Here is an 18038-nt window from a genome sequence, read left to right on the forward strand (position 1 = left end):
ATGAGCGACAAGAAACGCGCTCGCGCCATGCTCGCCAGCGTAATTCCGTTCTCCAATTGGAGAAATGGCGAGACCACCACGAGAGCGCAGATTTGGCTCAGGACTGTGCGAGAAATCATCAAGCTCTCAGACCTAACGCCGGATGAACATAAGCGCGAAAGCGACCGCCTCGAACTCGACGCCGCCGTCGCGTTTGTAGAAGGATCGAAAAGTTGAGCGAGACGAAGACTACAAATACCGCGACGAAGGCGAAGACGCGGAAGCCTCCGCGCAAGCGCATATAACGCCCGAACTGGCGCAGAAGGTGTGCGATGAGTTCGCCGCTGGCAAATCGTCTGACGCCATCGCCGCCATGCCCGGAATGCCAAGCAAATGGACGATATTTAGCTGGATACGCACCGTGCCAGAGTTCCGCGAGATGTATGAGAAGGCAAAGCGGGATTGCGCTGAAATGATGGCTGAAGAGATCATCGCGATTGCCGATGACTCATCGAATGATACGTTCATCGACGACGAAGGCGTCGAGCACACCAATCATGAACATATCAACCGCAGCCGCCTGAGAGTCGATAGCCGCAAGTGGTTGCTCTCGAAGCTTTTGCCGAACAAATTCGGCGACAAGGTAGACGTCAAGCACGGGACTGTGGACGGTGATCCTTTGCAGCAATTGGTCAGAGCAGTGCAGGGTTCTAAGTTCAGGCCAGTTAAGATCAGATACGAAGATAGCGACGAATAGAAGGAAAGTAGCAATGTTGAATGACCTTCCGAGAGATTGGCGCATCCACGGCTCTTTCGCCGAAACCGATATTGCGGGCGTGCTCCCGCGAGGTGGGCTTCATCATTTGGCAGGACCGAGCGGCGATGACCGAGATTCTGTTATCGCTGATATTGCCGTAGCCGCAGCAACAGATGGGGTTGGCTGTAGTCTTTCGGCCCAGGACGAGAACGGCGTGCGTCACAGCCTCGCAAGCTGGTTCGGTCGCAACACGGGCGGGTCTTACGGCGTTGCGATAATCGGCGGCAGAGATAAGGCGGCGGCCATCTCTCGCGCGGTGCAGGCGAACGCCTTGTCGCGCGGCGTCGGAAGGCCGATACCGATCGCCGTTCTCCCCGGCTACAGCGCCGAGAGCTTCGGGTTCCGGGCGCATGAACTGGATCAGTTCTTCAGGGCCGAACACGGCGTCGAGCTCGGGCTCATCATCGCCGAGAGCCTCCCCCCAGGCGAGCTTCTCTCCCTCTCGCGCCGCTACACGGTGCTGGCGATCGGCGACGAAGCGCCCGTGTCGCTGGCGGAAGGGTCTGTCGTCATTGCCGTCGCCGATGGCCGCATGACGGCCGCACGGCCGGCAAGTGGCAAACCCTGGGCTCGCGCGTTCTTCCTCGAAACGATTGTCGTGGGCGGCGTCGAAAGCCTCGTGCTGCGCCCAGGCGCGGAACTGCCGGTCGCAAATATCTGGAAGCCCGCGCCCGCGGACCCGGCTCCTGTCGCCGTCACCGAGCCGGAGCCCGAGTGGCCGATTGTCCACCGCGTCGCGTTGGTCATCTCTCGCGGCGAGCTTGATCCCAAGGTTCGGCTGAACTGGGCCGCGAAGGGCTTCACGGTTGTTGAATCGCATGACGCGGCTCTTGCCGGCGCTGGCGATCGAGATGGCCGCACGGAGATCGTGATTGCTGCGGGGAATGACGACCAGCGCCCCGAGGAGATTCGCGGCCGAGTGAACCGCCTTGGCGAGCAGGCCAGGGAGCTTGGCGTCAGCGACCGCGTTGTGATCCGCGCGGCGTAGCAACTGTTCGAGGGGGCGGTTCCGGCTGCCCCTTCTCATTTCGGAAGGGAAAAAGACCATGACCGACAAACTCGACCAGCACGCCTTGGCCCATTTGACCGACGAGGAGCGCAAGCTGCTCGCAGAAGAAGGCGACACGCTCCTGGAATGCGCCCTCGTCCCCGACGCCGGGACGAACGTCCATGGCGCGCCGCGGGGGTCCGAGCCCGAGCCGGAGCACGCCAGCCGCGCCCCTCGTGCCGATCGAGGCGGCGACGAGGATGAGTTGCGCCGAGACCCGACTCCCTTGCTCGATACCAATGTGCCTCACGATCTGCCGCAGCGCCTCGCCGCCCTAAACGCGCAGGAGGCAGGACTGGTCGCACGCTTCGACGATGGAGAAATCACCGCTCGTGAGTATTCTGACGGCCTTCAGGCCATCGCGGATAAGCGTAGCGATATAGAATGGATGCGCCGTAAAGCGGAATTTGCCCGCGAGCAGCATGAGACCGCCATCAATCGCAATTGGGGGCGCGAAGTGGAGCGGTTTTTGACCGGTCCGGCGAAGGACATCGCCGAGAAGGGCGAAGGCGCGCTACTGGCGTTCGACTCCTATGTGAAGAAGGTCACAAGCGATCCGGCCAACGCCAGGCTCTCCGATCGGGCGCAGTTGATGAAGGCTTACAAGGCGTTCGAGGCGGACTTCGGGAAACTGCCCGCCAGCGGGGTGCGGCGCGCCAATGTGGATCGCGCCCGCGCCGAAGAGCCGACTCGCGGCGGCAACGACAGTATGGAGCGCGCGCTGGCAGGGAACGATCAGAAGGGTTTCAATCGTGCCTTCGCGCGAATGAGCCCCGAGGAACAGGACGAGTGGCTGCGGTAGCGCAGTCGAGGGGCCGCGCCAGAAGGTCTGGCTCTTCTCTTTCAAGGAGAGGCGAAAATGTGGAATCCTGCACGGTCTATGTCGATCATTCTGACGGCCGCCGAAAGCGGCCATGGCGAGTTGCCGAGCGAGGACGACTTGCGCAAGCGACTTTCGGCGCTTGAGGATCAGGTCGCGTTGCGTGGATGGTCCATGCAGGATCGTGGCGAATACTTCGCCTTATGCCGCGCGATCGAGCGCGTCTCGGCCGAGCGGAGGGCCTAAGCTGTGGCGCGCGTTAAGAACGAAGAGCAAAAGGGCTGGCAGCGCGGCCGCGCTGAAATCGCCCGCACATGGTCCTCCCGCGCCCGCCGGGCGGCGAGGCGGCGGGCGCTCGAAAAGGGGCGAGCCGATGCGATGTTCCTGCCGTTCAGTAAAAAGCTCGCGCCTGACTTCGCCGAGGCGGTGGAGCGATTCATCGCTGAGCGGAAGGCGCGCCCATGATCTGCGACCGAGGCGCGATCATGCGCGCGGCCTGGAAGGAATGGCGTTATGCCCGACGCAAAGGCTGGCACGAACTCGAAGGCGTGGACCAATGGACATGGTCACGCTGTCTGCGCTTCGCGGCGGCTCAGCATCGCGCCCGGCGGGAGAGCTTCGCGGCCGTCGAGCAGGCTATGCGGGGGCTGGTTGCGAGCGGCGCGCGGTCCATGTAGTTCTGGGACTCAGGCACGCCTGCGCTCCGCGCGAGTTAATGTGACATCGCGCGGAAGCGGGGTCCTTATTCCATGCCGTTTGCAGCTAGGGCAGGTTTTTTACGTTCAACCGCGTGATGGGAGTTTGAACTAAGCGAAAGATCATTTGAGAAGATGCGGTCGCCTGCCCAACTGCCTGCCCTGGACCAACGTCATTGCCGTAAAAGGACGTATTGGTGACTTGCCAGTTTTGCTGTGAGCCATTGCAAACAACAAGAGTAGAGCCACTGGCAGAGCTAAATTTGTTATTAGTGCTCTCAGTTAGGGTTGAAAAGATAAAAACCGAATCGCCGTCGGTGCACGTAACCGTGCCCGCTTCGATGGATATGCCCGAGCTCTTACTCACAGCAGCGCTATCGATCGTGAGGCTTACGACGTCCGCGTAAGCCGGATTGTAGAGGAAAATTAGTGCTGTTGCAGCGAGGATTCTTTTCACAGCTATATTCCTTTTTGAAGAGGTTTTGCTGATGCGGATGCAATTGATGCGACCTAAGGTTCCGCGCGGGCGATTTACGATAAAAAGCCGCCAGAATTTCGCAGGCGGCGCGCGAACGACTCCCTGCCTGCGAATAAAGGCGTTAAGGGACGTTTTTCACGTTCAATTTTATCATTTGAGTTTGAACAACGGGAAAACCGTTTTCGGACGCCAAGGGCGACGCAGTTGCTTGCCCAGTCGCCTCGCCCGGGTGCATTTCTTGAGCTCCATTGAAAGATGTATTGCTAATCTGCCAAGTTTGACGCGAACCATCGCAGACTAAAAGAGTAGAGCCATTGCCAGAGCTAAATTTAACTTTGTTGGCTTGAATCAAGTTCGCTGTGATTAAAACTGACTCACCTTTTCCACATGTTATTGCGCCCATTTCGACGGAAATACCGGTGCTTTTACTCACCGCCGCATCATCGATGGTGAGGCTCGTGACATCCGCAAAAGCGGGATCGTAGAGGAAAACCAAAGCTGTTGCGGCGATAACACTTCTCATAGCCACTCTCCTTTAAAGCATTTCGATTAAACAGTTGGTGCTGCCCGACTCGGAGCGATATGCCGGATCTCAGAACGCTGGGCAGAGCCTTTATTATCAGCCGATTCGCGCTCCTAGTCTAGGGCAAGCTGGCCACGTAGGCGCGCGGATAGGTCACCTCGTATTTCACGCTGTGCAAGAGCCGCTCGACGGAATAGGCTGTCGCGCGGCTTAACAGCCCGGTGAAAATGTCGCGATTTGATCAGTCGGCTTCGCATGTAACGGCGACGATCAGTGCCGCGTCGGGCGCGGCGAGGATCACGAAGGCGCTCGTATCGGTAACCTGAATGAGGTAAGGGAACGCAAATCTGATGTTTGCGGCCTCCCTCGGCGTGCCGGCTCCAAACAGCGCACGCATCAGAATGAGCTCGGCCGCCGCGACGTCGGTCGCTCATAGCTAGAGCAGCACCAGCATCACCCCGCCGAGGATCACAGCGACGAGGAGGAGCCAAGCACGGAATATGCGACGGAAGCGCGGATCATGCGGGAGACTTTCGCCGCCGGCCGCCGCGGGACACGTGACCGCCCTTTGCGCCGGCATTAGACGCGAGCGCGCTGCCTTGCGAGAAGAATCGCTTGGCCGGGGAAACCGCTTTCCCGCCTTTGCGCCTTGAGCGATCGGAAGGAGTGGAAGTAGAGTGTGTTGCATGGATTGGACCTGCGCATTCTGTGGCGAACACAAGTTGTTGGGGGATAGCCACGTTTTGCCGGCGTTCGTCTATCGGTGGCTGCGCAGTCGCTCGGGGACTGGCCATATTCGTCACAGCGAAAATCCTAATCGGCGCGTGCAGGATGGTTTGAAACTTCATTGGCTGTGCGACGATTGCGAAGGTCATTTTAGCCGATACGAAACCGCATTCGCCACTAAGGTCTTTCATCCTTGGCATTCCGGTCAATACCGGATCGCGTATGAGGGATGGCTTCTGAAGTTTTGTGTTTCAGTGTCTTGGCGCGTCTTAAAATATGCGAGGGGAAACAACAGAAATGCCCCCTATTCGGATGAACAAAGAGAGCTAATGGATCGTGCGGAGGCGCATTGGCGAGCTTTCCTAAAAGACGAGGTGCCGCATCCAGCGCAATTCGAGCAGCATCTTTTGATTTTCGATACCATCGACGCGACAGGCATTTCTAATTTGCCGACTAACTTCAACCGTTTCATGACTGGCGCAGTCACGCTCGATATCGTTGGCTCCGAACGATCGGTAATGACTTTTGCCAAACTTGGTCGGTTCATGATCTTCGGCATAATCCAAAATGGACCAAATCAATGGGACGGAACAAAAATTCATGTCAAGCACGGTTTGCTGAAGCCCGACAAATTTACGGTTCCGGCTGGATTGCTCGATTTATTTAGGGAGAAAGCACAGAACGCAGCCGCGGCAATGTCGAAGATTTCCCCCGCGCAGAGAGTGAAGATTGGCAAACACGTCAGCGAAAACCTCGATGCTTTCGCTCGGTCCGATCAATTCGCGTCTATCTTGGCCGATGCCGCAATGTTCGGAGAGGACGCGGTCCTATGGAAAGACGAGCCATAAGCTGGAGGATTCCAGCGAGAAGCCGCCGGAGGCTCTGGCAGCTTCGGCGGCTTCTCCTTCCCGATGCGCGAGGCGTGCGCACCGGATCGCCTCAATGACTAAAGCCGGTAGCGCGTCGTATGTGCGCTGGCGCATTGCGTGCGCAGGTGAATAGCTGGCGCGCGCCGCTCGGCGCTTCTACCCGGCCATCGCCTCTATAGCCTCGTCCTCCGCGCAGAGAAGCATGAAGGCTTCGAGAACGGAGAGCTTTAGGTCGAGGCTGCCGGTTCCGTCCATCTCAAGCGCGGCGACGCCAGATTGCGCGACACCCGCCATGGTCGCTCGCTGGCGCTGATCTATCAGAAATTCCTCTCGCGTTCCGCGCCAGAAGCCGGGCGAGATTGCGAATCCATCACTATCCATTGCTCCCTCTCAATATCCTCGAACGAAATCGCGAAGGCCCCGAAGCTCTCGCGCGGTGCGCCGGCCATGATCTTGGCGATGAGCGCCTCGGCCGCCTGGCGAGCAGCCATCCTCTTCAGGAACCGCGCGCGAGCGGCAAGATATTCGGCCTTCGTAAAGACGGTGTTCTCTTCACCCATGCCGGATTCCTCACGCGGCGCGCCTGTCTGAGGCCTCCGCACCGGAACCCTCAGAAAGGAATATCGTCATCTGCGCTTTCGTTCTTCGGCGAAGGTAATTGCCGTTTGGGAGGTTCAATCTTTTTGTGATCTTCGGGATGAGGTAGACTCGGGTGTGAATCTTTCTCCTTGGCGCGCCCCAAGAGCCCAGCGATTGAATCAACCCATTTGCGCCAAGGCTCCAACTTCTCGCCAATTTCGCCTGCAACGGTTGCGGTTTCGAGCAGAAAGGAAGCGACGACGTCAAATCGCGTGCGCTCTCGTTCCATCTCCATTTCGAGAGCTAATATCTTTGAGAGGATAGCCTCCCGCTTTGCCGAGGAAATTTCGAGCCGGTCGGCAAGCTCCTTAAGTTGGGCCAAGTGATGTCTGATCTTTTGCTTTGTCGCACCGTCAAGAGCCACGGAGTAGCGTTTCGCTCGTCGCGAATGACGGATGCGAATTTGCATCGTGTATTTCGCTACTTCGAGAGAGAATGACCGATAGGTGTCGTAAATATCGTTTCGATTCCGAGGCGTTCCCCACTCGTCGAAGTAATCGAGCTGTAATCCACGCGCCGCAGCAAGAGTTGAATTTATATATTCCTGATAATACTCAAAGAAAGGACTATGGTCGTCCGCCGCTTCCACCCGTTTGTCGAGAACGGCACGAGCTTCTTTTTCGAGCTTGAGGAAAGCGAGTTCAGGGTCTTCTGGCAAATCAAAATAATCATCGTCACTTATCATCGTTCGACCCCTAGCCTCGAATGCGTCACTTCGGCTTTTTGGAGCGTGCTGGCTTGGGAGGAACACCAGCCTTCAGCTTACTAAGGTTATCGCCGAGGACAAAAGAACGGTGGAGGAACGCCTCGACTATTTCCATAATCGTAGTTACCTCGTCGGAACTTGGCATCCAGGCACGATGTGCCGCAGCACTGCCCGCGTCCACCAGGACGTCGAGGGTATCGCGCTCCTCTTTGCCGACTTTGCCAAGTTCGACCAAGCGATCTAACTTCTGATCAAAGGGAAGGCGGGAATCCACGCCAAGCAACTCTGACGCACGATCAAACGATGTTCTAGCTCCGATAGCTGCCAGAACGCGAAGGTCATTGTTCAGAGCAGCGTATAATTCAGAGAGTATATTACCGAGAGATCGGTCTGATAGCTCGACATCTAGAAGCCAAGAGGGCTCTTCTCGCTTTGTAGGCGCCGGCCAATATGTCGTCTTGATTGCAAGATCAACTTGTAGCTCTCCAAACTCATCCTGATAGTGGAAAGCGTCCTCTGAAAAATACTCGTCTCTCCGAAAAAACATCGTTTCGCAACCGCAACATTCCAAAATGAAGCAAGTTGAGCTTCCATCAATCATCGCCTCGTCATTGCTCCAACGGATGGCGTGTTGACCGCGCACGTATGCGCGCCGTTCTCCGCCACATGTCGGACAATGGCCTCGGAGTATCTCTGGGCTTTTCGTATCACTCGTCGATATGGCTAATGCCCCCACAAAGGCTGGGTTTCTTGCGTAACTGCCAAGTATCGCAATTACATCAGAATCGAGCGGTTGTTTCCTTGGGTGGGAATAGGCCAGACTGGGGGAGGTCGGGCAACTGTATTCTTCCCATGTCGCCTTACGCCCTCTCACCAAATCTCAGGCAGAAAGTGGGGCCTGTAGTGGGGCCGGCCTGTCGATGGCATGGGTGCGGCGGAGACCTGGCACGAGCAGGCTGTCAGGCTCTGATGGCGTGAGGGATTGAGCGCCGATTCGTTCGAGAACGCGATACGAACCCGTGTCGCATCCATGTCGGACGGAATTTCCGGCAATTCGTGTAAACGCCCGAAATCCTTGGAGTCACGTGATAACGCGGTGCGACACGAGAGCCGTTTCGGTCTCTATCTAAATAACTGTTTTTATTTTGCTATCTTAATTTGTTCTTCTCCCCTGCCCTACAGATGTTCAACCTTCAGGGCGCCGGGGTCTTCCTGCCCTATTCCACCGATCCGAACCGGCTGTCGGACATGGGCTATGACTGGTCGTGGGGCGGCGGCGCGCGTGTCGGCGCGACCTGGGGCGTCACCGACCGCTTCCGTCTGGGCTTTTCGGCGGCGTCACCGATGTGGATGACGCGGCTGGAGAAATACCGGGGCATTCTGGCGGATTACGGCCGCTTCGACATTCCGGCCAATCTTCAGGCCGGCGCCGCCTATGATCTTCTGCCCAATCTCACGGTCATGGCCGACTGGCGGCACATCTTCTATTCGGCCGTGGCGGCGCTGGGCAATCCGTCCAACCCGCTGCAGTACAAAACCATGGGCACGGCCAGCGGACCGGGTTTCGACTGGACGGACACCGATTCAGGCTCGGTCGGAGTGGAGTGGCGCTACTCGCCGGCTCTGACGCTGCGCTCGGGTTACCATTACACCACCAATCCGCTGCGCTGGCGCTCCGTGACGGTGAATGTTCTGGCGCCGGTCATCAACCGGCACCATGCCTCGGCGGGCGCGAACTGGGCCTTCACCGAACATTCGTCGATCGACTTCGCCTTCGTCTACGCCTTCAAGAATTCCTTCACGGGCGTCGAGTGGATTCCGCAGCAGCCGGGCCTGCCGTTCGGCGCCGCCAATCCGCGCGCGACCATCACCCCCTGGGTTCAGGGCTGGGAGCTGACGCTCGGCTACAATTACAAATGGAGCAAGGGCGACGAGTCGCTGATCCCCGCGCGGCTGTAACCACAAGGTTCCAAGCGATCCTTATGCCTCCCCCTTGCGGGGAGGTCGGCGGTCGACGGCCGCCGGGTGGTGATTCCCCCGTGGCCGATTGGATTTCAGCTCGCCCAACCCCGCCTGACGGCGGGTCGCCCCCAAAAGGGAGGGCTTTCTCACCCCACCACGATATTCGGCGCGGCGCGCTGTTTGGTCGTTTCGAGCAGCGTTTTCACCTTGGCGGCGAGGTTGAGATAGACCGCCGCCTGCGGGCTGTCCGGCTCGGCGCCGACGACCGGCCGGCCGGAGTCCGAGGTCTCGCGGATTTTCATGTCCAGCGGCGCTTCGCCGAGGAAGGGCACGCCCAATTTTTCCGCGTCTTGGCGCGCGCCGCCATGCGAGAAAATTTCGGAGCGGCCGCCGCAATTCGGGCAGAGGAAATAGCTCATGTTCTCGATGATGCCGAGAATGGGCGCCTCCACCTTCTGGAACATGGCCACGGCGCGGCGCGCGTCGATGAGCGCGAGGTCCTGCGGCGTCGAGACGATCACCGCGCCGCTGATGGGCGTCTGCTGCGCCATGGTGAGCTGCACGTCTCCAGTGCCGGGCGGCATGTCGACGACAAGCGCGTCGAGTTCGCCCCAGGCGACCTCATTGAGCAATTGCGTGAGCGCCTGCGCCACCATCGGCCCGCGCCAGACCATCGGCGTGTTCTCGTCGACGAGAAAGCCCATCGACATCACCTTGACGCCATAGGCTTCCAGCGGCACGAGCTTGCCGTTGTCGATCTTCGGCTTGTCGTGGAGGTCGAACAGACGCGGCGCGGACGGCCCGTAAATATCCGCGTCGAGAAGCCCGACGCGCCAGCCCTGCGCGGCGAGGCCGAGCGCCAGATTGGCCGAGGTCGTCGACTTGCCGACGCCGCCCTTGCCGGACGCCACAACGACGATGAAGCGGATCTTCTCCAGCGCTGGCGACAGGGCACGACGTTGCGGCTGCGCCGGCGCCGCGTGTGAATGGCCGTGGTGATGATCATGCCCCGTCGCCCTGGCGGCGCCGGGAGCGCGCTCGGCGGTGAGCGTCACAATGGCCGAGTCGATCCCCGGCACGGCCTTGACCGCCTTTTCGGCGTTGACCCGCGCCATCTCCCAGCCCTCCGGCTTGGCCGGATCGCCGGCCAGCGAGACGAAGGCCTTCGCGCCGGACAGGGTGATTCCGCTCACCGCCCGCGCCAGCGAGACGCCGCCGGGTCCATAGAGATTTTCAAGGGCTTTCAGAACGTCAGCTTCCGTCGCCACAGGCAGACTCCCGGACTTTTTAGAGGAACTCTAAAAAGCATATGACGCGATTTCTCGTCCGCGTCCATGGGATTCAGGCGCGGCGTCCGCAGCAGGCCTGCACCGGCGGACAGGGAACGTCGGCGTATGAGCAGAAGACGCAGCAATCGCCCGGCTTCGGAGCAAGGCGCGCGCCGCAGCGGGGGCAATCATAGGCGATGACGCAAGCGTCCCGCGGCATGGCGAGCGCTTCGGCATGACCGCAATGGGGGCAGGTAAGAGTCGCGGCAAACTGCATTGGCGCAGTGTGCGCGCAGCCGGCGACGACCGCAAGAGACAGATGCGCCCGCAGATCGCCGCCGTTCAGGCGAACAACCCCATGGGTTGCTCGATCAGCGCCTTGAACGCCGCCAGCAGCTCCGCCCCGAGCGCGCCGTCGACGGCGCGGTGGTCGCAGGAGAGCGTCACGCTCATGAGCGTCGCCACGGCCGGCGCGCCGTCTTTCACCACCATGCGCGGCTCGCCCTTCCCGACCGCCAGAATCGTGGACTGCGGCGGGTTGATCACGGCCGAGAAGCTGCGAACGCCATACATGCCGAGATTGGACACGGCCGAAACGCCGCCCTCATATTCCTGCGGCTTCAGCTTGCGTTCGCGCGCACGGCCGGCAAGCTCCCGGATCTCGTCGGAGATTTCGCGAACGCTCTTCGCCTGGGCGTTGCGAATGATCGGCGTGATGAGCCCGCCCGGAATGGCGACGGCGACGCCGATGTCGGACGCCTTGTGCTTCAGCATCGCCTCGGGCGTGAAGGTCACATTGGCCTCGGGCACGCGTTGCAGGGCGAGCGCAAGCGCCTTGACGATGTAGTCGTTGACCGAGGTCTTCCATTCCGGCGACCCATCGGCGCGATTGGGCGCGGCGGCGTTGAACGCCTCGCGCAGCCGCAACAGCGCGTCGATCTCGCAGTCGATATCCAGATAGAAGTGCGGGACCGTCTGGATCGACTCTGTCAGCCGCCGCGCAATCGCCTTGCGCATGGAGTCGTGCGGGACTTCTTCGTAGGAGTCGATCGCGTAGAACTTCTTCGTCGTCGCGGCGGAGGGCGCTTCGGCGAGGGCGGGCCGCGCTTCCGTCACGGACGGCTTGCGCGCGCCTCCGGAGGCCAGAGCCGCTTTCACGTCTCGCTCGATGATGCGCCCATGCGGGCCGGTCCCCGAAAGCGCGGCGAGATCGAGCCCTGCCTCCTTGGCGAGGCGCCGGGCCAGCGGAGAAGCGAAGATGCGCGCCATGGCGTTCACGAATGTCTCCCGCGGAATGCCATTACAGGCAACGAATCTTCGACGTTAGCGAATCCCTCCCCTTTACGGGGAGCGCAGCCCCGCCGAAGGCGGGGTCGGGTGGGGTTAGCCGAAACAGCCATAGAGCGGTGCGAACCCCACCCGTCGCGCGTTCCGCGCGCCAGCCTCCCCGTAAAGGGGAGGGATGGGGCTGCGTCAGCGTTTCTGGCGTAGCCCGGCGCGCCTGGCCTGCCGCAAATGGCGGGTATGGCGGCGACAGTCATGGCGTTTCCGCGAGGCATGACGGCCTACCGATAAAGGACGGCCTTCGCCGCCGCGACCACTTCGGCGACGTTCGGCAGGGCCAGCTTTTCGAGATTGGCGGCGTAAGGCATGGGAACGTCCTTGCCAGTCACGCGGGCCACCGGCGCGTCCAGATAATCGAACGCTTCCTGCTGCACGCGGGTCGCGATCTCGGCCGATATGCCGCACTGCGACCAGCCCTCCTCGATGGCGACGCAGCGGCCGGTCTTCCTGACCGACTCGATCACCGTCGCGCTATCCATCGGACGCAGCGTGCGCAGGTCGATGACCTCGGCTTCGACGCCCTCCTTCGCCAGCTCTTCGGCGGCGCCGAGCGCATAGGTCATGCCGATCGAATAGGACACCAGCGTGACATCCGTGCCCGGCCGCGCGATGCGGGCCTTGCCGATGGGCAGGACGAAATCCTCCAGCGCCGGCACTTCGGAGGTCTTGCCGTAGAGAATCTCGTTTTCGAGGAAGACCACCGGATTATTGTTGCGGATCGCGGCTTTCAGCAGGCCCTTGGCGTCGCTGGCGTTGGACGGCGAAATGACGATGAGGCCGGGAACCTGCGAATACCAGGCGGCGTAATCCTGGCTGTGCTGCGCGCCGACGCGCGCCGCCGCCCCGTTCGGCCCGCGAAACACGATCGGGCTGTTGATCTGCCCGCCCGACATGTAGAGCGTCTTGGCGGCCGAATTCACGATGTGGTCGATGGCCTGCATGGAGAAATTGAAGGTCATGAATTCGACGATCGGACGCAGGCCCGCGAAGGCCGCGCCGACGCCGATGCCCGCGAATCCATATTCGGTGATCGGCGTGTCGCGCACGCGCATGGGGCCGAATTCCTGCAACAGCCCCTGCGTGACCTTGTAGGCGCCCTGATATTCCGCGACCTCCTCGCCCATGATGAAGACATTGGGGTCGCGGCGCATTTCCTCGGCCATGGCGTCGCGCAGCGCCTCGCGCATCGTCATGGGAATCATGGTGGTGCCGACGGGGATCTCCGGCGCGGCCGTGATCGACGGCGGCGCGGCGACGCTCACCGCTTTCGGCGCCGGAGCGGCCGCTTCCACGGAGGCTTCGGTGCGGGCCTTGTTGGCCTCGCCGGGCTCGTCCTGCGGCGCGCTCGGCGGCGGGGGAGCCTTTGCGGCGGGCGGCGGCGGCGCGGCGGAGACATCCTCCCCGTCCGCGGCGATCACCGCGATCGGCGTGTTGACCGCGACATTCTCCGTGCCGCCCGGCACGAGAATGCGGGCGAGCACGCCTTCGTCGACCGCCTCGACCTCCATTGTGGCCTTGTCGGTCTCGATCTCGGCGATGACGTCGCCGGCCTTGACCTCGTCGCCTTCGGCCTTGAGCCATTTGGCGAGCTTGCCCTGCTCCATGGTCGGAGACAGCGCGGGCATGAGAACGTTCACGGTCATGCCAGGCCCCCTCCCCAACCCTCCCCCGCGTCGCGGGAGAGGGAGCAGAGCTGTGCTTCACAGAGAGCGCTGATCGTGAGCGTCCCCTCTCCCGCAACGCGGGGGAGGGACAGGGAGGGGGTAAAACCAGCTTGCATCAAATCCTCGGCCTTCACGCCAGCACGTCCGTATAAAGCTCGGAAGGGTCCGGCTCCTTGTCATTCATCGCGAAGTCTGACGCCTCCGCGACAATCTTGCGAACGTCGGCGTCGATCTTCTTCAGCACGTCCTCGCCCACGCCGTCCGCGAGCAGACGCAGGCGCACCTGTTCGATCGGATCGTGCTCCTCGCGCATCTTCTGCACTTCTTCCTTCGAGCGATATTTCGCCGGGTCGGACATGGAGTGGCCGCGATAGCGGTAGGTCTGCACTTCGAGGAGATAGGGGCCCTTCCCCGCGCGCGCCCAGTCGAGCGCCTCGGCCACCGCCGCGCGCACGACGCGCACATCCATGCCGTCGATCTGCTTGCCGGGGATTCCGAAGGCGGCGCCGCGCATGGCGAAGTCCGTCTGCGCCGCGGCGCGGGTCAGCGACGTGCCCATGGCGTAGCGATTGTTCTCGACGATGAAGATCACCGGCAGCTTCCACAAGGCCGCGATATTGAAGGTCTCGTAGACCTGGCCCTGATTGGCGGCGCCCTCGCCGAAGAAGGTCAAGGACACGCGGCCGTCGCCGCGATAGGCGTTGGCGAAGGCGACGCCCGCGCCGATCGGCGCCGGCGCGCCCACGATGCCGTGCCCGCCGAAGAAACTCTTCTCCCGCGAGAACATGTGCATCGAGCCGCCCTTGCCCTTGGAATAGCCGCCGCGCTTGCCGGCGAGTTCGGCCATGACGCCCCTGGCGTCCATTCCGCTGGCGAGCATGTGGCCGTGGTCGCGATAGCTCGTGGTGAACTCGTCACCCTCGCGCGCCGCCATCTTGGCGCCGACGACGACGGCTTCCTGACCGATGTAGAGATGGCAGAAGCCCGCGATGACGCCCATGCCGTAAAGCTGCCCCGCCTTCTCCTCGAATCGGCGGATGAGCAGCATCGCGCGCAAGGCGGAAAGCTCTTCGTCGCGTGTGAACGGTGGAACGGATTGAGCGGCGCTCGCGCCCTCGCCTGCATTCGCCATCGGCTGTTCTCGGCCTCCCAACCGTTATTTGGAGAACGAGCGGAACAATACCAGAGTCGCAATTCAAAGACGAGGGCGGCTCAATTCCGCCGCAACCCGATCGCCCGCGAGGGCGGCGGCGCGGGTCGTCACTTCGCGTCGAGCTGCGTCTGCAATTCCTCCGCGAAGGCGGTGATCCGCTTGGCGTTGGCTCCGAAATCGTGGCGGCCGTAGCGGGAAGCGGCGCGCAGGTCGATGCGCGTCTGGCCAGGCAGCGGCTTCAGCCGCACGGTGACGTCCTCGTCGAGGCCCATGACGAGCGTCTTGTCGACGAAATCCGCGTGGCCCTCGCCCGTGCGTCCGCCCGGCGGGCGCTGGTCGACGACCTTCCAGCCGATCGCCTTCGCGGTTTTCAGCACCAGGGCGAAAGCCTCGTCCGCATCGAGATCGACGACAATGGGCTCGACGTCCGGATAGGCGGCGCGTTGCTTCTCGCGCGCCTTTTGTGTGACGCCCTTGGGCTGGAAGCCGTCGCGCGCCTCATAGGCTGCGCGGGACAGCGAGAAATAGGGCGGATTGGCGATGTCGGTGGAAATATCCGCCAGAACCGGCAGGCGGACCGCCTCGACGGCGAGCCAGGAGGGATAGGCGAGCGTGGCGAGCGCGATCAGCGCGCCCGCGAAGGCCGCTCCCGCGCCGCGCCGGCCCGAGCGCCAGATCACGACCCAGGCCGCGCCGACCAGAAGAAGCGCGACGAGCGCCAGCGCGACCGCGGCGCCGAGCGACGCCAGCGCGGACACCGGCGTGATGATCTTCAGCCGCGCCAGCAGCACCGACAACAGGGCGACCGTCGCGGCGAACACCGCGACGCTGCGACTCCACAGGGCGGCCCGGGACCATGGCTCCGGCGGAAGTGTGCGACGCATGGGAAAAATCGGCCTCGCTCATTGTGGATTTTCTTATTTTTCGCCAATGGCGCGACGAAAAGCAACGCACGCTCTTCGAATCATCCGCCGCATTAGCGCCGCATTAAGCAAATGTGGCGAAGTTGAGGGAATTGGTGACCGCCTTGTTCACGAGCGTCAAGCGTAGAGACCCCGCCATGTCGGAACAGTATTCAGTCGAGTCCCCCGAGTTGCAGACCGGCGGCCATCCCCATGATCTCCTTGCGCGGCTGTACCGCGAGATCGGCATTTCGGCCGTCGCCGCCGCGCTGGAAGTCGCCTATCCGCTGGAAGGCGGAACAGACGCCGCGCCGGCCGATTATAGCTGGGCGCCGCTGGGCGAGCACATCGCAGCCTGATACAAGGCGCCCAGGGCCAGGCTTGGCCTTTGCCTCTGGGAGCCTTCCGGATGATCGATCGCCGCGCCTTCTTGCGCCTGCCCGCGAGCGTCGCGCTTGCGGGCGCGGTCTATTCCGTCGTGCTGGAACCCAATTTTTTCCTCGACGTCACGCGCTATCGCGTAACGCCGAAGGACTGGCCGGCGGACCTCACCTTGCGAATCGCCGTCCTCACCGATCTCCACGCCTGCGAGCCGTGGATGCCGGCGTCCCGCATCCGCAAGATCGCCGAGGCCGCCAACGCGCTGTCTCCCGATCTCGTCGCGCTGCTCGGCGATTATTCGGCGGGGACGCATCTCGTCACCGGCCCCGTGCGCCCCGACCAATGGGCGGAGGCGTTGTCCGTTCTGAAGGCGCCGCTCGGCGTCCACGCCGTGCTCGGCAATCACGACTGGTGGCATGGGCCGCTTCCGAGCGACGAAGGCGACGGCGCGGAGGGCGCCCGGCGCGCGCTCCGGCGCATGGGCGCGCGCGTCTATGAAAACGACGCGCTGCGACTCGAGAAGAATGGCCAGCCGTTCTGGCTGCTCGGACTGGGCGACCAGCTCGCCGAATTTTTCGAGGGGCGCGGCGGCTGGACAGGGCGCGACGATCTCGACGCGACGCTGGCGCAGGTGAGCGACGACGCCCCCGCGATTCTGCTGGCGCATGAGCCTTTCATCTTCGACCGCGTGCCCCGCCGGGTCGCGCTGACGCTCTCCGGACACACCCATGGCGGCCAGATCAATCTGCCGCTGCTCGGTCCCGTCGTCGCCGAGCTGCGACACTGGCGGCCGGATATGGTCTACGGACATTACGCCGCCGACGACCGGCATCTCGTGATTTCCGGCGGCCTCGGCGAGTCGATCCTGCCGGTGCGCTTCATGCGCCCGCCGGAAATCGTTGAAGTGACGGTGACGAGCGCGGCGACCGCGTGACAGGCCCGAGACTCAGTTGGACGCCGCCCGCGCGATCCGCCCGCCGGCCAGCGGCTCGGGCGCGCCGGTGGTTGTCGGAAAGGTGAGCGGCAACCCTTCCAGCACACGCGCGGCAAGATAGGCGAAGGCCCGCGCCTCCATCGAATCGGCCGACCAGCCGACGGCGTCGGCGGTCGTCACCTTGCACGGCAGACGCATCACGAGTTCGCGCACGAGGATCGGATTGCGCGCCCCGCCGCCACAGACGATGAGCAACTGCGGCTGCGTCGGCAGATGCGGAAACAGCCGCAGCACCGAAGCCGCCGTGAAGGCGGTGAGCGTCGCCGCGGCGTCCTCCGTGGCGAGCCGGGCCACGGGATCGAGCGAGAAGGCGTTGCGATCGAGCGACTTGGGCGGAGGGACGTCAAAGAACGGGTGGGCCAGCAAGCGCAACAGCGCCGCCTCATTGACCCGTCCGCGCGCCGCCATATGGCCGTGGCGGTCGATCGGCGCGCCCGTGCGCTGGAGCATCAGATCGTCGATCAGCGCATTGCCGGGGCCTGTGTCGCAGGCGATCGGCTGCTCGCCGTCGGCCACATAGGTGACATTGGCGACGCCGCCGATATTGAGGAGCGCGACCTCGCCCTTCATGCCGCCGGCCATGACCAGCGCGCGGTGGAACACCGGCACGATCGGCGCCCCCTCGCCTCCCGAGGCGATGTCGGCGGCGCGGAAGTCGAAGGCGACGTCGATCCCGAGCCGCTCCGCGAGCGCCTGTCCGTCGCCGATCTGGATGGTGAGCTTCTGCTTCGGCCTGTGCAGCACGGTCTGGCCGTGGAAGCCGACGACCTGAATGCTTCCGGGTTCGAGGGCGTTGTCGCGCAGAAAGGTCTCGACCGCTTCGGCGTGTCGGTCCGTCACCATGCGCTCGGCGAAGGCAAGGACGCCCGGCCGCGCGTCGCGATTCTCGAGCGTCGCGGCCTCCGCGAGCGCATTGCGCAGCAGCGCGCGGTCAGCGTCGTTATAGGGGTAATGGCCGGTCGGCCCGAAGGAGACGGCCGCCTCCCCATCGGTCTCGACCAGCGCGACATCCACGCCGTCCATGGACGTGCCGGACATGAGGCCGATGGCGCGATAGAGAGGCAAAGGGC

The 18038-nt window shown here is 62.6% G+C and carries 24 protein-coding genes; 10 read left to right on the forward strand and 14 right to left on the reverse strand.

Features of this window, described 5'->3' with window-relative positions; all coding sequences use genetic code 11:
* From ACR652_RS01290 to ACR652_RS01315, 6 genes are all read left to right on the forward strand, one after another.
* Positions 1–216 (forward strand): hypothetical protein, encoded by a 216-nt coding sequence (locus ACR652_RS01290; protein WP_434504707.1) that lies wholly within the window; start codon positions 1–3, stop codon positions 214–216.
* Between the two features lie 76 nt (positions 217–292).
* Complete coding sequence (locus tag ACR652_RS01295) at positions 293–736, forward strand: terminase small subunit protein (protein ID WP_434504842.1); 444 nt, start codon at positions 293–295, stop codon at positions 734–736.
* 214 nt (positions 737–950) lie between these two features.
* Complete coding sequence (locus tag ACR652_RS01300; protein WP_434504708.1) at positions 951–1784, forward strand: hypothetical protein; 834 nt, start codon at positions 951–953, stop codon at positions 1782–1784.
* A 58-nt stretch (positions 1785–1842) separates the two neighbouring features.
* Positions 1843–2646, forward strand: a complete 804-nt coding sequence (locus ACR652_RS01305) for a hypothetical protein (RefSeq protein WP_434504709.1) — start codon at positions 1843–1845, stop codon at positions 2644–2646.
* Positions 2647–2703: 57 nt separating this feature from the next.
* The gene (locus ACR652_RS01310; protein ID WP_434504710.1) at positions 2704–2910 is read left to right on the forward strand and encodes a hypothetical protein; all 207 of its coding nucleotides are present in this window, start codon (positions 2704–2706) and stop codon (positions 2908–2910) included.
* A gap of 215 nt (positions 2911–3125) precedes the next feature.
* Positions 3126–3341: a hypothetical protein gene (locus ACR652_RS01315; protein ID WP_434504711.1), complete on the forward strand. Its 216-nt coding sequence runs from the start codon at positions 3126–3128 to the stop codon at positions 3339–3341.
* An 85-nt stretch (positions 3342–3426) separates the two neighbouring features.
* On the opposite strand, the gene ACR652_RS01320 is transcribed toward ACR652_RS01315, so the two are convergent.
* From ACR652_RS01320 to ACR652_RS01330, 3 genes are all read right to left on the reverse strand, one after another.
* Positions 3427–3816 (reverse strand): DUF6299 family protein, encoded by a 390-nt coding sequence (locus ACR652_RS01320; RefSeq protein ID WP_434504712.1) that lies wholly within the window; start codon positions 3814–3816, stop codon positions 3427–3429.
* A gap of 142 nt (positions 3817–3958) precedes the next feature.
* Positions 3959–4360, reverse strand: coding sequence for a DUF6299 family protein (locus ACR652_RS01325; RefSeq protein ID WP_434504713.1), 402 nt, complete (start codon positions 4358–4360; stop codon positions 3959–3961).
* Between the two features lie 241 nt (positions 4361–4601).
* Complete coding sequence (locus ACR652_RS01330; protein WP_434504714.1) at positions 4602–4757, reverse strand: hypothetical protein; 156 nt, start codon at positions 4755–4757, stop codon at positions 4602–4604.
* 289 nt (positions 4758–5046) lie between these two features.
* On the opposite strand from ACR652_RS01330, the gene ACR652_RS01335 reads away from it, so the two are divergent.
* Positions 5047–5934 (forward strand): hypothetical protein, encoded by an 888-nt coding sequence (locus ACR652_RS01335; protein ID WP_434504715.1) that lies wholly within the window; start codon positions 5047–5049, stop codon positions 5932–5934.
* A 177-nt stretch (positions 5935–6111) separates the two neighbouring features.
* Here ACR652_RS01335 and ACR652_RS01340 read toward each other — a convergent pair whose 3' ends face one another.
* Genes ACR652_RS01340 through ACR652_RS01355 form a run of 4 tightly spaced genes read right to left on the reverse strand, consistent with a single transcriptional unit; the run spans position 6112 to position 7943 of the window.
* Positions 6112–6249, reverse strand: a complete 138-nt coding sequence (locus tag ACR652_RS01340) for a hypothetical protein (RefSeq protein ID WP_434504716.1) — start codon at positions 6247–6249, stop codon at positions 6112–6114.
* A gap of 23 nt (positions 6250–6272) precedes the next feature.
* The gene (locus tag ACR652_RS01345; RefSeq protein WP_434504717.1) at positions 6273–6515 is read right to left on the reverse strand and encodes a hypothetical protein; all 243 of its coding nucleotides are present in this window, start codon (positions 6513–6515) and stop codon (positions 6273–6275) included.
* 50 nt (positions 6516–6565) lie between these two features.
* Positions 6566–7279 (reverse strand): hypothetical protein, encoded by a 714-nt coding sequence (locus tag ACR652_RS01350; RefSeq protein ID WP_434504718.1) that lies wholly within the window; start codon positions 7277–7279, stop codon positions 6566–6568.
* A gap of 25 nt (positions 7280–7304) precedes the next feature.
* On the reverse strand, positions 7305–7943 hold the full coding sequence (locus tag ACR652_RS01355) for a DUF4145 domain-containing protein (RefSeq protein WP_434504719.1): 639 nt from the start codon (positions 7941–7943) through the stop codon (positions 7305–7307).
* Between the two features lie 539 nt (positions 7944–8482).
* Between ACR652_RS01355 and ACR652_RS01360 the strand changes: the two genes are divergently transcribed.
* A complete protein-coding gene (locus ACR652_RS01360) occupies positions 8483–9259 on the forward strand; it encodes an OmpP1/FadL family transporter (protein WP_434504720.1) in 777 nt (258 codons plus the stop codon).
* A 149-nt stretch (positions 9260–9408) separates the two neighbouring features.
* On the opposite strand, the gene ACR652_RS01365 is transcribed toward ACR652_RS01360, so the two are convergent.
* The 6 genes from ACR652_RS01365 to ACR652_RS01390 all read right to left on the reverse strand — a co-directional run bounded on the left by ACR652_RS01365 (position 9409) and on the right by ACR652_RS01390 (position 15575).
* On the reverse strand, positions 9409–10530 hold the full coding sequence (locus tag ACR652_RS01365; protein ID WP_434504721.1) for a P-loop NTPase: 1122 nt from the start codon (positions 10528–10530) through the stop codon (positions 9409–9411).
* 73 nt (positions 10531–10603) lie between these two features.
* Entirely contained in the window at positions 10604–10807 is a 204-nt protein-coding gene (locus ACR652_RS01370) for a GDCCVxC domain-containing (seleno)protein (RefSeq protein ID WP_434504722.1), read from the reverse strand.
* Between the two features lie 65 nt (positions 10808–10872).
* The gene (locus tag ACR652_RS01375; RefSeq protein ID WP_434504843.1) at positions 10873–11799 is read right to left on the reverse strand and encodes a 2-oxo acid dehydrogenase subunit E2; all 927 of its coding nucleotides are present in this window, start codon (positions 11797–11799) and stop codon (positions 10873–10875) included.
* A gap of 296 nt (positions 11800–12095) precedes the next feature.
* Positions 12096–13517 carry a pyruvate dehydrogenase complex E1 component subunit beta gene (locus ACR652_RS01380; protein ID WP_434504723.1) on the reverse strand — a complete coding sequence of 474 codons (1422 nt, stop codon included), beginning with the start codon at positions 13515–13517 and terminating at the stop codon, positions 12096–12098.
* A gap of 151 nt (positions 13518–13668) precedes the next feature.
* A complete protein-coding gene (gene pdhA / locus ACR652_RS01385) occupies positions 13669–14670 on the reverse strand; it encodes a pyruvate dehydrogenase (acetyl-transferring) E1 component subunit alpha (protein WP_434504724.1) in 1002 nt (333 codons plus the stop codon).
* Positions 14671–14798: 128 nt separating this feature from the next.
* Positions 14799–15575, reverse strand: coding sequence for a DUF1499 domain-containing protein (locus tag ACR652_RS01390; protein ID WP_434504725.1), 777 nt, complete (start codon positions 15573–15575; stop codon positions 14799–14801).
* Between the two features lie 176 nt (positions 15576–15751).
* Here ACR652_RS01390 and ACR652_RS01395 point away from each other — a divergent pair, with 176 nt between their 5' ends.
* Together ACR652_RS01395 and ACR652_RS01400 are read left to right on the forward strand one after the other, a co-directional pair.
* On the forward strand, positions 15752–15952 hold the full coding sequence (locus ACR652_RS01395; RefSeq protein WP_434504726.1) for a hypothetical protein: 201 nt from the start codon (positions 15752–15754) through the stop codon (positions 15950–15952).
* A 50-nt stretch (positions 15953–16002) separates the two neighbouring features.
* Positions 16003–16908, forward strand: coding sequence for a metallophosphoesterase (locus tag ACR652_RS01400; protein WP_434504727.1), 906 nt, complete (start codon positions 16003–16005; stop codon positions 16906–16908).
* 12 nt (positions 16909–16920) lie between these two features.
* On the opposite strand, the gene ACR652_RS01405 is transcribed toward ACR652_RS01400, so the two are convergent.
* Entirely contained in the window at positions 16921–18033 is a 1113-nt protein-coding gene (locus ACR652_RS01405) for an anhydro-N-acetylmuramic acid kinase (protein WP_434504728.1), read from the reverse strand.
* Positions 18034–18038 lie beyond the last annotated feature (5 nt).

Source organism: Methylocystis sp. (assembly GCF_051061225.1).
GTDB lineage: Bacteria > Pseudomonadota > Alphaproteobacteria > Rhizobiales > Beijerinckiaceae > Methylocystis.